14 protein-coding genes are annotated in these 13,644 nt (G+C 47.0%); 8 read left to right on the top strand and 6 right to left on the bottom strand.

Annotated features, from left to right (window positions below):
- Positions 1 to 473: rhodanese-like domain-containing protein (locus ACOJTG_RS19380; protein ID WP_420155336.1), on the top strand; the 473-nt coding region annotated here is incomplete at its 5' end.
- Here the strand turns inward: ACOJTG_RS19380 and ACOJTG_RS19375 are convergent.
- The 3 genes from ACOJTG_RS19375 to rfbC are packed head-to-tail and all read right to left on the bottom strand — an operon-like array spanning position 444 to position 2,150.
- Positions 444 to 1,010, bottom strand: a complete 567-nt coding sequence (locus tag ACOJTG_RS19375; protein WP_420155335.1) for a thiamine phosphate synthase — start codon at positions 1,008 to 1,010, stop codon at positions 444 to 446. The two genes, ACOJTG_RS19380 and ACOJTG_RS19375, sit on opposite strands and share 30 nt — an antisense overlap.
- Positions 1,007 to 1,528, bottom strand: coding sequence for a hypothetical protein (locus ACOJTG_RS19370; RefSeq protein WP_420155334.1), 522 nt, complete (start codon positions 1,526 to 1,528; stop codon positions 1,007 to 1,009). Before ACOJTG_RS19370 ends, ACOJTG_RS19375 begins: the two co-directional genes overlap by 4 nt.
- Positions 1,529 to 1,580: 52 nt before the next feature.
- Positions 1,581 to 2,150 carry a dTDP-4-dehydrorhamnose 3,5-epimerase gene (rfbC, locus tag ACOJTG_RS19365; RefSeq protein ID WP_420155333.1) on the bottom strand — a complete coding sequence of 190 codons (570 nt, stop codon included), beginning with the start codon at positions 2,148 to 2,150 and terminating at the stop codon, positions 1,581 to 1,583.
- Between the two features lie 182 nt (positions 2,151 to 2,332).
- On the opposite strand from rfbC, the gene pyrF reads away from it, so the two are divergent.
- Positions 2,333 to 3,178 carry an orotidine-5'-phosphate decarboxylase gene (pyrF, locus tag ACOJTG_RS19360; protein ID WP_420155332.1) on the top strand — a complete coding sequence of 282 codons (846 nt, stop codon included), beginning with the start codon at positions 2,333 to 2,335 and terminating at the stop codon, positions 3,176 to 3,178.
- Between the two features lie 9 nt (positions 3,179 to 3,187).
- Complete coding sequence (locus ACOJTG_RS19355; protein ID WP_420155331.1) at positions 3,188 to 4,417, top strand: glycosyltransferase family 39 protein; 1,230 nt, start codon at positions 3,188 to 3,190, stop codon at positions 4,415 to 4,417.
- Here ACOJTG_RS19355 and ACOJTG_RS19350 read toward each other — a convergent pair.
- The gene (locus ACOJTG_RS19350; protein WP_420155330.1) at positions 4,410 to 5,447 is read right to left on the bottom strand and encodes a hypothetical protein; all 1,038 of its coding nucleotides are present in this window, start codon (positions 5,445 to 5,447) and stop codon (positions 4,410 to 4,412) included. The genes ACOJTG_RS19355 and ACOJTG_RS19350 overlap by 8 nt on opposite strands.
- Before the next feature lie 340 nt (positions 5,448 to 5,787).
- On the opposite strand from ACOJTG_RS19350, the gene ACOJTG_RS19345 reads away from it, so the two are divergent.
- Positions 5,788 to 7,317 (top strand): DUF4394 domain-containing protein, encoded by a 1,530-nt coding sequence (locus ACOJTG_RS19345; protein ID WP_420155329.1) that lies wholly within the window; start codon positions 5,788 to 5,790, stop codon positions 7,315 to 7,317.
- A gap of 55 nt (positions 7,318 to 7,372) precedes the next feature.
- Here the strand turns inward: ACOJTG_RS19345 and ACOJTG_RS19340 are convergent, their stop codons facing one another.
- Positions 7,373 to 7,885, bottom strand: a complete 513-nt coding sequence (locus ACOJTG_RS19340; RefSeq protein ID WP_420155328.1) for a YfbM family protein — start codon at positions 7,883 to 7,885, stop codon at positions 7,373 to 7,375.
- A 37-nt stretch (positions 7,886 to 7,922) separates the two neighbouring features.
- Complete coding sequence (gene lepB, locus ACOJTG_RS19335; protein ID WP_420155327.1) at positions 7,923 to 8,825, bottom strand: signal peptidase I; 903 nt, start codon at positions 8,823 to 8,825, stop codon at positions 7,923 to 7,925.
- 223 nt (positions 8,826 to 9,048) lie between these two features.
- On the opposite strand from lepB, the gene ACOJTG_RS19330 reads away from it, so the two are divergent.
- The 4 genes from ACOJTG_RS19330 to ACOJTG_RS19315 form a co-directional block, all read left to right on the top strand.
- Positions 9,049 to 11,184, top strand: a complete 2,136-nt coding sequence (locus tag ACOJTG_RS19330; protein ID WP_420155326.1) for a M3 family metallopeptidase — start codon at positions 9,049 to 9,051, stop codon at positions 11,182 to 11,184.
- A 189-nt stretch (positions 11,185 to 11,373) separates the two neighbouring features.
- Positions 11,374 to 11,931 carry a hypothetical protein gene (locus ACOJTG_RS19325; RefSeq protein WP_420155325.1) on the top strand — a complete coding sequence of 186 codons (558 nt, stop codon included), beginning with the start codon at positions 11,374 to 11,376 and terminating at the stop codon, positions 11,929 to 11,931.
- Positions 11,932 to 12,033: 102 nt separating this feature from the next.
- Entirely contained in the window at positions 12,034 to 12,660 is a 627-nt protein-coding gene (locus ACOJTG_RS19320; protein ID WP_420155324.1) for a metal-dependent hydrolase, read from the top strand.
- 56 nt (positions 12,661 to 12,716) lie between these two features.
- Positions 12,717 to 13,644, top strand: a 928-nt coding sequence (locus ACOJTG_RS19315) for a YpdA family putative bacillithiol disulfide reductase (RefSeq protein ID WP_420155323.1), incomplete at its 3' end; no start/stop codon positions are given.

The following is a 13,644-nucleotide window of genomic DNA, read 5'->3' as shown; positions in this document are numbered from 1 at the left end:
TGGCGACGGAAGTAATCAAACTAATTACGCAGATTGGTGACCCTTTAGCCGGAACACTTCTTACGTTCAACGTCCTGAATTTTTCCTTTTCTAGTTTTTCCTTTATACTGAATCCGGAAAACCGGCGTATCACCGCGTTATCCGCCCCCCTGGAAATCATACCGGAGCTTTCCGTTGAGGAATGGCTGGTACGAATGAACGCGGATGAAGCATTGTTTCTGCTCGACGTTCGGGAGCCTCAGGAGTATGAGCTGGATCACCTCGGCGGCCACCTTCTACCACTCTCGGAATTGTCTGACAACTACGAAAGTCTACCTCGGGATCGTACCATCGTTGTCCACTGCCAGTCGGGCATTCGTAGTAGGAAAGCGGTTCAGCTTTTGCAGGAAAAAGGATTTACGCGGGTGTACTCCTTACGCGGTGGACTTCAGGCCGTTCGGGACTCAGCGAACCTGACTTTTCAATTCCCGTAAAGCGACTACTGGATCCGGACTTTTCCAGAGTGCTCCCATGACCGCAGCCCCGTCGAAACCGGCCTGCTGTACCCGTGTAATGGTTCCGGCGTGTATGCCACCCAAAGCAATCAACTGGGGCAACGGTTCAGTAGCCGCCGAGCGAATCGCCGCGATTTGCTGTTGCAGCTGCTCCAACGGCAGTGAAGGGCCGTAACCGGGCTTACTGATGCTGGGAAACACGGGACTAAAAAACACCAGCGTTGCCCGTCCCGCCCACTTCGGCCACTGAGCCAGGTCATGAATACTGGTCGAAAAAGGAGCACATGACCTCAACGCCGCCTGTTCCCGTTCTTTCACGTGCCAGCGATGGGCTCCCGGAATTGGCGTGGCCGAAGCTACTAAAATGCGTTCAGCGGATGAGTACGGGGGCGGATCGGCAATGAGGTTTGTCTTTCGCCAGTAGAGGTAATCCAGTCCGGTTTCAAATAATTCTTTGACCAGAGAAGACGGCACGGACGTGTCTTCAGTAATGCCTACCAATAGAAATGATTTCATAATTGTACGCGTAAAATCAGCGTGCCGTCAGTTTTTTTTACCTCTATACGCCCGAGTTCCTGCCTATCCACCACAAACGGCTCATTCACCCGTAAGGCCGATTTAAACTGTACGAAAAAAAGTCGTAAGGGCTCGCGGAGAAACTGTTTTTCCAGCTCCGAGAGTACCAGCAAGCCGGGTACTAAAGCCGCCGGACCGCGATGAATGGGATTGTCGTCTCCCGTATGTTGCAGGTAGGCATCGACCTGAGCTTCGCTACAAAAGTTATCTCCTTCCTCCTGTATTACCGAAAAGGGGACTGGGTGAGCGGGTGGTTTCACCAGCAGTACGGATAGCTGATCGGCCCCCAGCGGGTGGCGTACTATTACCATTCGGGCATTTCGCCAGTGTAGGCCCTGTTCCGTTTGTGAAGAAGCTGTTACGTGCAGACGAGCGATTACGAACCCCCATAAGTCGGGCGACCGGAATGATTTCAGTACCTCTGCAATGGCTAATGCCCGCGTAGATGTTTTATTCATAACTCAACGAAAAAGCCCGGCGTATACCGGGCTTTTCTGTCAATCAAACGTATTATTTAACGGCCAACTGAGACTGAAAGTCTTTCCAGGTAGGCAGGATCTGATCTTTTTCGGATACGATGGGAGCTTCGATACCATACTTTTCAAATTCCCAGTCGATACCCAACTCCGGGTCATTCCATAACAAACCTGACTCGGCGGGTTTATTGTACAGGTTGGTACACTTGTACATGAACGTTGCTTCTTCCAGAGCAATGAATCCGTGAGCAAACCCCGGTGGTACCCACAACATATTCCCACGTTCTGCCGTCAGCAGAAATTTTTCATGCTGGCCAAATGTCGGAGAATCGGGGCGAATATCGACCACAACATCGAGTACTTTTCCCTGCGTACACCGCACCAGCTTCCCCTGAGCAAAAGGATCGTGTTGGCAGTGTAAACCACGCAAGACGCCTTTTTTAGACCAAGAGTGGTTATCCTGAACGAACTGGCTGGCCGTTGGAAGGCCCGCCTGGGTGAAAACTGGCTCATTATACGACTCCCAAAAGAAGCCGCGTTCATCTTCAAAAATCCGGGGGAAAAGTTCAACTAATCCGGTTAGGTGACCAGGACGAAATTCCATGCAATGTGTAAAAGGGTTGCGAGTTTGAAAATAGCAAGACAATTTTGTCGGACAAAAATAGGAAAATCCTAAAGCCAGCTACGTTTTTATTAACGAAAGTTTATGGAACGGTACGAATGTGCTTAGATTGAATTCCTGACCCTCAGCAAGGACCGCTGTATCACTCCTTTTCTTTTTTTTCCGTGACTCGTTCTGAACTTTTTGCTCAAATCAAAGCCAAGTCTTCTTACCTCTGCGTGGGTCTGGATACGGACATCCAGAAAATACCCGCTTCCCTTCGCCATGAACCCGATCCCATTTTTGCTTTTAATCGGGCTATCATCGAAGCAACGCAGGCGTACGCCGTAGCCTATAAGCCTAACCTGGCTTTTTACGAAGCACTGGGGCCGAAAGGCTGGGAAAGTCTGCAAAAAACGCTGGAAATTATCCCGAAGGAATGCTTCACCATTGCGGATGCGAAACGAGGCGATATTGGAAATACATCGGGTTTGTACGCTCGGGCTTTTTTTGACAAGTCGGCTTCCGGACTGGATTTTGATTCGGTAACCGTTGCTCCCTACATGGGCGAAGATTCCGTAAAACCTTTTCTGGACTTTCCGGGAAAATGGGTCATTCTATTAGCCTTGACTTCTAACGCAGGAAGCTCTGATTTTCAACGCCTCGAAGTCGTTAAAAATGCTGAAGCTCTCCACACCCGAGCCTTATTTGAGCAGGTATTGATGACCTCGCAAAACTGGGGCAGCCATGATCAGCTCATGTACGTAGTTGGAGCTACTCGGGCCGACCAACTCCAACGCATTCGTGAGTTGGTACCCGAGCATTTTCTGCTCGTTCCCGGCGTGGGGGCTCAGGGTGGTAGTCTGGAAGAAGTATCGCGGTATGGCATGAATCGCCAGTGTGGACTATTGGTCAACTCTTCTCGGGCAATTATTTACGCCTCTTCGGGTGCTGATTTTGCCGAACGGGCCGCGGATGAAGCTCGTAAGGTACAACAAGAAATGGCTGGTTATCTGGACACTTACCTGTAAGCTAAAACTTTGATACACCCCTTTCTTCATAAACTTCCAGTCAGCGAAACCCGTAAAAAATGGATTTGGCTCGTTGGAAGTTTATTGATTGAGTTGATCGTCGTATTCATTTTTTCTGGGAAACGTCCCCTGCCCCCGGACTATGCTACGTATACACGAATAGCGGATGTAATTTTAGCCGGCAATGGTTATATAGATCAGGGAAAAGCTTTTACTTTTTTTCCGCCGGGCTACTCCCTGTATTTAGTTCCATTACATTTCTTAGCCGACCTTATCCATGTTCCCAGGCCGCTGGTTGTTATTGGAATGAATCTATGGGTTGGGGCTGGCTCTGTGCTTTTGATCAGAAGTATTGCGAGAATTTATTTTCAGGATCAACGAGCGGAATTAGTACCTCTACTCTGGTGTACGTATCCTTTTCAATTGATTTTAATTATTCAGCCTAACAGTGAAGTACCTTTTTTACTGTTTTTTCTAGCTTCGATTTTTCTGTTAGGTAAATTTCTGACTCGCCCTCTCTTATCCTATTTAATCGGCAGTGGTTTTTGTCTGGGTATCTCCTGTTTGATCCGCCCTATTACCCTTTACCTAGCCATTGCCTGGGCCATAGTTTTAGTCTTTAAACGTGCTTTTTTACCTCTCCAGGATTTACAGACTAGTGGCCAACTAAAGTATGCTTTATTAGCCTGGGTTTTGAGCTTTTCGCTCGTTGTCTTTCCTTGGGAATTATACGTTTATTTTCATAATCATGAATGGATTCCCGTTCAGGGTAAATCTGTTTTAGTTATCCAACAAGGTTTGCTATTTGGTCACGAAATGTATCGTGGCCAACGTGTCTCGGTTCCCGCCCCTGTTTATGTTTTAATGGACCGGATAGCTCATGCTAAACCTACTACCCAGGCTATTATGCAGGAGCTTGTTCATTCAAATGTCGGGGTACTCCTGCAACTTATCGGCTTGAAAGCTACGCGTTGCTGGTATGGCCTTTGGAATAATCCAAACGAATCCTTTACGAAATGGATTCAGCTCGGCTATTTACTGCTAGCTCTAGCGGGTTTTATTCGTTACTATCGCACCAAGAGGCTGACTTTGATTTCAGTACTACCTGCGTTGTTGATCCTTTACTTTTGGGGAACTACGTTGCTCTTGATTCCACTCCTACGCTATATGATCCCTGCCATGCCCTTCGTCTGTCTGTATGTAGCGGCTTTTTTCCCTACAAAAAGTTTGGCTAAATAATCTGGCGGATTACATTCTTGATATTCAACTCCACAATATCAACCATGCTGTTACACTTCAGATACAGTCTGTTTTTATAGTAATCTGCCAGTCCTTTTTTCAAGGCTACTATGTTTTCGGGCGTTGAAAGCGGATTTCGGTTCGCTACATCCCGCAAATGAGCCAGTCGGTGCCGTTCACTGCGAATGCGTTGTACAAGCATCGACCGTTCCTCCTGTTGGTACTGCCAGACAGTTTTATCCGTCAGGTGCTCCATCGCCAGTTTCACGTACGGCAGGTTTTCCTTGAAAAACTGCGGCATATACACCCGGCGATTCCCTTCGTAAAACTGCTGGTCAAAATCAATACAGCGAATCCGAAACTGAAAGTCATCGAAATCGGGCGTGATCTGCCAGACGAAATTGTACGAACGCATATCGCCTAATAGCATAATCAGGCAGCGTTCGTTGAACTTCACAAACTCTTTGGCAATACGAATCCGGTTGTACTCCGCATTCTGCATGTATTTATGGTGAAAAATATCACCCGGAATACCCGCAATGTGCTCTTCAATCAGCGTAGTATGATCGACGATGTAATTGACGTTGTTAGGAGAAAGCGTATGTTCCAGTTCCAGCCCATAGATCCGGGAGGCGTCGGCTTTTTTGACGTAGAAGTAATCATAGACGTCATTGAGCCGATTCACGATTCGGATTCGGAAGGGATGGGTATTGCCGAAGGTACAGTAGTCAATCCGGTCAATGTACTTATGCTCGACGATATCGATGTTTCCCGAGGTATTCAGCATGGCGTATATTTTCTTCAAGCCATTATGAATCCGGTCGATGTCGTAAGGTGGATAAATAGGCGATTCCCAGAGGGTATCTTTTCCGTATTTATCGATTACTGGAATCGTTTCCCGGAAGTTCATCAGATCATTATAGCCAATGGGGAGCCGAGCCTCCCGCTGATACGTATGCAGGTATTTATGTAGTTCCGTACTGATTGGAAAAAGAGGCTTCTTTTTATGAATAGTTACGTCTTCGCTCATCTACTTTTTTAACAAAGATACAGCTTCTTACGACTTCAAAATATTTGGCAATACGCAAGATTTGCTCCAGTGCTATCCGCAAATGGGATGCTTCGTTTATTCTATCAATAAAAATTATTGACAAAAATCAATTTTTATTAAAGCAATACAATTACCTAATATTCAGGCATTTATCTATATTTCCATTTTTAAGATACTGCTTTCACAGTACAAAAATTAAAACCATGTTAAAACTATATTAAAATTATACAGTTAGGTTAGCGAGGGCTTAACAAATGTTAGTGCCGTAAACCCATACCGCCCCGCCTCTATCACTAACGCTTCCAAAATCTCTGTAAACATGCTACATGCGTACAAAGGCATCCGTAAGGTCGGAGCCATCCTTACCCTGGCTTCTCTGGTCGCCCTGCAATCTTGTACAGATCACCGCACCCCGCCGGACCCACTGCCCAATCAGAAGTTTTTTGGTCTTACTGCCGGCAATCAGTTGCTGGAACTCAACGTACAGTCGCCCAACGCTCCTACGCGAACCATTAAGGTCGCCGTTCCGCAGAATGAAAAAGTACTGGCCATCGATTTCCGTCCGGCTACGGGTCAACTGTACGCGATAACCGACGCCAGCAAGCTTTACACCATCAACCTGACGGAAGGAGCTGCCGCCGGTACTGCTACACAGGTAGGTTCGCAGCCTTTTTCGCCCGCCCTGGATGGCACTGAAGTAGCTTTTGACTTCAACCCTACCGTTGATCGCATTCGTCTGGTTACGAACAAAGGTCAAAACCTGCGACTCCATCCCGAGACGGGAGCTACCGCAGCAATAGACGGAGTCATTAACGGCATTAGCGGAGCCACCATTACGGCGGCGGCGTATACCAATAGCAAAGCTGGGGCAACGAGTACCGTTCTGTATGACATTGATCCCGCTACCAATCAATTATATAAACAAGATCCCCCCAACAATGGTACGCTCGTTCCGGTAGGTCCCCTGGGACTGGACGTAGAAGCCGTAGGTGGTTTTGACATCGCTCCGGATAATTCCTTTACGCTGGCTTCCGTGAAAGTGGAAGGCAAATGGGAAATTACGCAGGTGGACGTAGGAAATGGCAGCCTGAAAAAACTGGGTGATCTGAGCCAAGAATTATTAGGCATTGCTCTCCCTCCGCAGGCCGTAGCGTACGCAGTAGATGCTGCCAGTAACGAGCTATTGATCTTCAACCCGTTGGATGCTTCCTCCGTAGTGGCCAAACCGATCACGAATATTCAGTCCGGCGAGAAAATTCTGGGTATTGATTTCCGTCCGGCTACGGGTCAGTTGTATGCGTTGGGTAGTACCAGCCGGGTTTATATTCTCAACACTTCATCGGGAGCCGCTGCACTAGCGGCGGGTATGGGTGAGTTAAGCGTGAAGCTAGATGGTACGGATTTCGGCTTTGATTTTAATCCGGTAGCGGATCGTATTCGCATCATCAGCAATACGGGCCAGAACCTGCGGGTAAACCCGGCGGATTTGGTTGCTACCGTTGATGGTACGCTCAATCCCGGCACGCCGACGGTGACTGCTTCGGCGTATACCAATAACTATGCGGGTACCACGGCTACGACGCTTTTCAATATTGATACCAATACCGATCAATTGACGCAGCAGGTACCTCCGAATAATGGTACGCAAGTAGCCGTAGGAGCCACGGGCGTAGATGCAACGGGTGCCAACGGTTTCGACATTGGCGGTACCACGGGCAATGCCTGGGCTCTGCTTCGTTCCGGTGGCAGCACGTCCCTGTATAAAGTAAACCTGACTTCGGGTCAGCTAACGCCAGCGATTCCCTTTAACCGCAGCGTAAGCGGCTTTGCGGTAGGACTTGGTTTTTAAAGTTTTACGTCAAGAAAGTAAAAAGGTACGGATGCTTATCCGTACCCTTTTTATGTTAAGACAAGTACATAATGACGGCTTGATCTTGCTCGGCAGCCTTTGCGTAAAATTCTTTTAAATGATGAAACTGATTTAGAACATAGTCGGCTTCAATTTCTTCCCAATACCCCGGATAAATGTCGAGTGCATTCATTTCTTCCGCGTTAAAACGACTTCTTAATACATCATCCGTCAATAACTTTAGTATTGCTAGCGATTCCTTTACATCCGCTGCGGTTAAAAACCGGGGCGAAACCATGGCATACTCTAAAGGTACATCCAGACTATGTTTCCCACAGATATGAACGGTTAGCGGGTTCGAGAACGCTTCGCTTAGCGGCTTACCCGTTAACAGGTAAATAATTCCTTCCCAGGCTTTATCTACGTCCGTTCTGGCTTCTTCAGGTAAGTGTTCGTTAGGCTCATCCAAATCACTTTTCAGTAAGTTTTCTTCGCCCAACTTTTCATTAATCTGATACTGTCTCAATCGATGTTCATTGACGCGGAGAAACCAAAGTCCTAAACTCATACAATTGTTTTATAAAATGATAATTAATTGGTGCGTATTATAACGGAAGTCCCATCATCTGGGGACGTTCGCTTATCAAAATATACAGTGCTTTTCCTTTTACGTAAGCGTCAGAAAAAGGCCCAGTCATCCGACTATCCATGTAAACCGTACGATCATCGGATACCAGAAAAATAGCACCTTTGGGTACAACCTGAGCAGCCTGATTAAAAGACGAGTCCATTTCGGCGTACCGGTAAATACCCAGCTTTCTTCCTTCGGGTAGCGTTTCCATACAAAAATCTACTTCAAATTCATTTCCTTCCAGATCCGTTCGCAACTGTTTTTCAATGTGCTTATACTGATTTTTAACCGAATTAATGATCAGCTCATTGTTTATTACCTGAATGGTATCTCCGGGCAGGCCCATTACGCGACCCAACCATACGTTCCGGTTGAATGAATCAGCCCCGCACAGGATGAGATCTCCTCTTTGTAATTCTTCGGGTCGGACGGAACGATCGACCACAAACGTATCGCCATTGGCAAGCATATTCAACGGTGGTCCGCCATAATGCATCGTATGAGCACCAACAGGCAATTCCGAGATGAGGTATCGGTTTAGTCCCACTAGCAGGACCGTTAGTAGCAAAACTCCGGCGTATCCCACGGGTTTGTTCACTGGTTTCAGCCTGTACGTCTTCCGGCGACTAGCCACCAGAAAAGCGTCCAGCAACTGATACACGTACAGACCCGTTTCCAGCAGCATGAAACCGTACGCCATAACCGGATGGCGGATTATCCCCAAAGGTCGAAACAGCAGAAAGATCACGACACACTGAAAGAAGTAAACGAAAAGAGCTTTTCTCCACTGCCCGTTATACCATTGCCCCAGACCAGGAATTAGCAACGAAGCCAATAAGGCCAGCCAGGGTTTTCGGGAAACCATTACATCAGACATCAAGGGATACAGGATAGGTCATTCACTCCCACAAAAGTAGTGGCTTCCTTCGCACGAAAGCCCGATTACGGAAGTCAATTTTTAGCGATACAGGATAACGTATATAGACTGATTTTTATCAAATGAACCTTACACCGGCCCCCTGATTTTCCATGAATGGTTTGGGAAATCCCGCATTCCTTAGCAATTTCGTTGGTTGTTTTACTGAGCTATCAACTAAACTATGAAACTTAAACAGTTGCCGCTAATGTTAACACTAACGGCTGGACCCCTGCTTGTGCAGGCTCAGGGCCCAAATGTTATTGTTAAGTCCGTACCTATGGAAGAGAACCCTCTGTTACAGGCATTTAATACGCCTTTTGAAACGCCCCCCTACGATAAAATCAAAGTAGAACATTTCCTTCCCGCCCTGAAAGAAGGGATGGCTCAGGGTCGGAAAGAAATCGATATTATTGTTCACAACGCCTCCAAGCCTACGTTTCAGAACACGATTGTGGCTCTAGAAAATGCGGGTCAGCAACTCAGTCGGGTTACCCCCATTCTGTTTCACCTGAACAGTGCCGAAACTTCGCCTGAATTACAGAAAGTAGTTCGTGAAGCGTCACCCCTGTTGACTGAGTATGGCAACGATATTTCCCTGAACGAGAAGCTGTTTGCCCGCGTTAAGGCCGTTTGGGATGAACGCGACAAGCTGAAACTCAACAAAGAAGACCAGATGTTGCTGGAAAAAACCTACAAGGGTTTTGCCCGCAACGGAGCCAACCTGTCGGAAGCCGACAAGAACAAACTCCGGGCCATCAACAAGGATTTGTCGCAATTGTCGATTGAATTCAACGAGCACAATCTGGCTGAAACGAATGAGTACAGTCTGGTGGTAACCGACGAAAAACAACTCTCGGGATTACCTGATTTCGTCAAGGAAGCCGCGAAAGCCACGGCCAAGAAAATGAACAAGGAAGGCTGGGTATTCACGCTCCAGGCTCCAAGTTACGGTCCCTTCATGCAGTACGCTGATAACCGGGAATTGCGAAAGGAACTCTGGCTGGCGTACAACAAACGCGGATTTAAAGGCGATAAAAACGACAATCAGGAAATCATCCAGAAAATCGTGAAGCTGCGGTACGAAAAGGCTAAGTTACTCGGGTACAAAACCTGGGCGGATTACGTACTCGAAGAACGTATGGCGGAGAACCCAGCCAAGGTACTCGAATTCGAGAAAAACCTGTTGAGCTACGCCAAACCCGCCGCCGAGCGTGAAATCAAGGAATTGACGGACTTTGCCAAATCACAGGGTTATACCGAACCCGTGATGCAACGCTGGGATGCGGGCTACTACGCCGAAAAACTCAAGAAAGAAAAGTACGCCATCAACGACGAGTTACTGAAGCCTTATTTCAAGCTCGAAAACGTACTGGATGGTCTTTTTAAACTGACCAACAAACTGTACGGTCTGACGTTTAAGGAACGCAAGGACATTCCGACCTGGAATGAAGAAGTAAAGACCTACGAAATTCTGGACGACAAAGGTAAATTGCTGGCGATCTGGTACGGTGATTACTTCCCACGCCCCGGCAAACGGGCTGGTGCCTGGAATTCCGGTACGCGTTCCCAGCATTTCGAGAACGGTAAAGACATTCGTCCGCACGTACTGAATGTTTGTAACTTCACTCGTCCGACTGAAACGATGCCTTCGCTGCTAACTTTCCGCGAAGTGGAAACCCTCTTTCACGAGTTCGGTCACGCCCTGCACGCCATGAGTTCACACGTGAAATACGACGCCTTGAGCGGTACGAGCGTATCTTGGGATTTCGTGGAGTTGCCCAGTCAGTTCATGGAAAACTTCTGTCTGGAACCCGAAGTACTCAAGCTGTTTGCCAAACATTATCAGACGGGCGAAGTCATTCCGCAGGAATACATCGAAAAACTGAAAGCTTCGTCTAACTTCATGGCGGGCGTAGGTACGGCTCGTCAGATTAACTTGGGTCTGACAGATATGGCCTGGCACGGACAGGCTCCCACGGGTGAAAGCGTAGCTCAGGTGGAAGCCAAAGTAGCGGCCCAAACGGAAGTGTATCCGATTGTGGAAGGTACGGCGATGAGCCCGGCTTTTGCTCACATTTTCGCGGGTGGTTACTCGGCGGGTTATTACTCGTACATGTGGAGTGAAGTACTTGACGCCGATGCGTTTGATTTGTTCAAGCAAAAAGGCATCTTCAATAAGCAGGTAGCTAATTCATTCCGCGACAACATTCTGTCGAAAGGTGGTACGGAAAAACCCATGGAACTATACAAAAAATTCCGGGGCCGCGAACCGCAACCGGATGCAATGTTGCGTCGCTCAGGATTGATTGTTCAGTAAGCTTATTACTTTATATTAAAAGCCGGTTTCCTGTAAAAGGAAACCGGCTTTTTTTTGCGTAACTCTATAGGCTTTAATTCTTTAGGAATTCAATTTGTTATTAACGTTTTTATGAATTTAAAATAAACTTGCAAACGCTTCAATGTAAAGTACATATTGCGGGTGTAATTACTATAAACTCCTCCTAACATGTCCTTTTTACGTTCATCCCTTGCGATTTTATTTGTTTCAACCTTTGCTTTTGTTAGTTGCTCAAAAGATAATGAAAAGCCCGACAACCAAATTAATCGTACTGACTTAACCAGTAAAGTTTGGCGTACCTATAGTTACGAAATCAAATTAGATGATAAAGCTTACACCGTTTTGATCGATAGTCCTAAAAATAAAGCTACAAACTATCCAATCTTGTATCAAGATTGGACATTCAGTGAAAACGGTACTGTAACGGCAAAAGATGAAGAAGGCGATGAAGAAACCAGTACTTGGTCTTTAGCCAATAATAAGCTAAGCATTGACTATTCGATAGAAGATACTGAGCTTAAAGTTGAAGCTCCTATCAGTATCGAAGGGAATCTATTAAAGTACAAATTAGCTGACAATGTAGATTTGAATAAAAAAGAAGATTCTTTTACTGCAAGCGAATCACTTGCAGCTCTATATCTTTTACAAGCCACGTTGAGAGATCAATTGCCTGTATCCCAAAACACTAAGCGTATGAGCCTTACTATCATATATAAAGCGAAGTAAATTAAGTTATAGAAACCTCAAACGGCTCGCCTACCCGCGAGCCGTTTTCTTTTTATACCTTCGATCATTTTGTTCTCACCTACTTTTTCATAGGTTTGGTACATGGAGGAACTGCAATCGCTTATACAATCCGTATCGGATGCGTCGTACGCTGAAAAGCTGGGAGCTTTTCTGGACAAACACTACGGAGATACCCAAACCCGCCCCTATCACAACTGGGAACACATCCATCAGATGATGGCCTTATTCCGGGCCCATCAGTCTCAGCTGCACGATGCCGACGCGGTATTGCTCACGATTTACTTCCATGACGTAATCTATCAGCCGCTGTACACCAACAACGAACTGCAAAGTGCCGAACGGGCTCAGGAATGGCTTTCCAAAACGGACCTTCCTACGGAATCCATTCGTAAAGTATACGAGTACATTCTTTCCACGAAAACGCACGCCAACCATACCGAAGATCAGGATCTGGACTATCTGCTGGATTTTGATTTGTCTATTCTGGGGAGTGAGCCCGATCGTTATCGCCTGTATTCGGAGCAGATTCGGCAGGAGTTCCACGAAGTTCCGGAGCTGATGTACCGCGAAGGTCGGAAACGCATTCTGGGCGTCTTTTTAGCCATGCCCTCCATTTTTAAAACGGAAGCCTTTCAGCACCAGTACGAACAGCAGGCCCGCAGCAATATTGAATGGGAAATCAAGGCCCTGGATGAACCGGCCAACTGAACCTTTCGCGGATGGGTTTGTTGATTTTACAAGAACCTTTCTTCTGATTTTTGAACATGGCAGATCATCAATTATACGACGTAGTCATCATTGGCGGCGGTCCGATTGGACTGGCTTGCGGACTGGAGGCCCAGAAAAAGGGGCTTCGATACGTGATTTTGGAAAAAGGCTGTCTGGTCAATTCCATTTATAATTACCCCGCCAACATGACGTTTTTTTCCACCAGCGACCGTCTGGAAGTGGGTGGCGTTCCTTTTGTATCTAATAATGCTAAACCGACGCGTTCGGAGGCCTTGGAGTACTACCGCCGCGTGGCGATGTCGTACCGACTGAATATCCGACTTTTTGAAAAGGTAGAAGCCATTGAAGACCATACGCAAAGCATCGATGCGATTGAAAACCGTCAGTATCTGGTACGAACCAGCAAGGCCTCTTACCTTACAGCTAACGTGGTGATTGCCATTGGCTTTTACGATACGCCCAACCTTATGTACATTCCGGGCGAAGACTTAACGAAAGTAACGCATTACTACCAGGAACCGCACTTCTACGCGGGCATGAACGTGCTGGTCGTTGGAGCCAATAATTCGTCCGTGGATGCCGCTCTGGAAACGTATCGTAAAGGAGCAAATGTGACTATGGTGATTCGAACGGGTGAAATTGGCCGGCGGGTGAAATACTGGGTGAAACCAGACATTGAAAACCGGATTGCCGAGGGGTCCATTAAAGCCTATTTCCACTCCAATCTGACGGAGATTCGTGAAACGGAAGTAGATATTCAAACGCCCGACGGTCTGGTTACCATTCCTAATGATTTTGTGGTAGCGGCAACGGGTTACCAGCCTAATTTCGATTTTCTGACGGGCTCCGGCATCGTGCTTTCCGACGACGAAAAGCGGTATCCTTCCTACGATCCTGAGAACCAGGAAAGCAACAAACCCGGCGTTTATCTGGCGGGCGTTGTGTGCGGTGGCATGGATACAC

Origin of the sequence: Siphonobacter sp. (assembly GCF_048595215.1) — a bacterium.
In the GTDB taxonomy this organism is placed as follows: Bacteria; Bacteroidota; Bacteroidia; order Cytophagales; family Spirosomataceae; genus Siphonobacter.
This window is presented reverse-complemented; position numbering and strand designations above follow the sequence as displayed.

What these genes read in the sequence shown, in the direction of transcription:
- ACOJTG_RS19375 (WP_420155335.1), bottom strand. Translation starts at nt 1,010, where the DNA reads ATGAAATCATTTCTATTGGTAGGCATTACTGAAGACACGTCCGTGCCG.
- ACOJTG_RS19370 (WP_420155334.1), bottom strand. Translation starts at nt 1,528, where the DNA reads ATGAATAAAACATCTACGCGGGCATTAGCCATTGCAGAGGTACTGAAA.
- rfbC (WP_420155333.1), bottom strand. Translation starts at nt 2,150, where the DNA reads ATGGAATTTCGTCCTGGTCACCTAACCGGATTAGTTGAACTTTTCCCC.
- ACOJTG_RS19350 (WP_420155330.1), bottom strand. Translation starts at nt 5,447, where the DNA reads ATGAGCGAAGACGTAACTATTCATAAAAAGAAGCCTCTTTTTCCAATC.
- ACOJTG_RS19345 (WP_420155329.1), top strand. Translation starts at nt 5,788, where the DNA reads ATGCTACATGCGTACAAAGGCATCCGTAAGGTCGGAGCCATCCTTACC.
- ACOJTG_RS19340 (WP_420155328.1), bottom strand. Translation starts at nt 7,885, where the DNA reads ATGAGTTTAGGACTTTGGTTTCTCCGCGTCAATGAACATCGATTGAGA.
- lepB (WP_420155327.1), bottom strand. Translation starts at nt 8,825, where the DNA reads ATGTCTGATGTAATGGTTTCCCGAAAACCCTGGCTGGCCTTATTGGCT.
- ACOJTG_RS19330 (WP_420155326.1), top strand. Translation starts at nt 9,049, where the DNA reads ATGAAACTTAAACAGTTGCCGCTAATGTTAACACTAACGGCTGGACCC.
- ACOJTG_RS19325 (WP_420155325.1), top strand. Translation starts at nt 11,374, where the DNA reads ATGTCCTTTTTACGTTCATCCCTTGCGATTTTATTTGTTTCAACCTTT.
- ACOJTG_RS19320 (WP_420155324.1), top strand. Translation starts at nt 12,034, where the DNA reads ATGGAGGAACTGCAATCGCTTATACAATCCGTATCGGATGCGTCGTAC.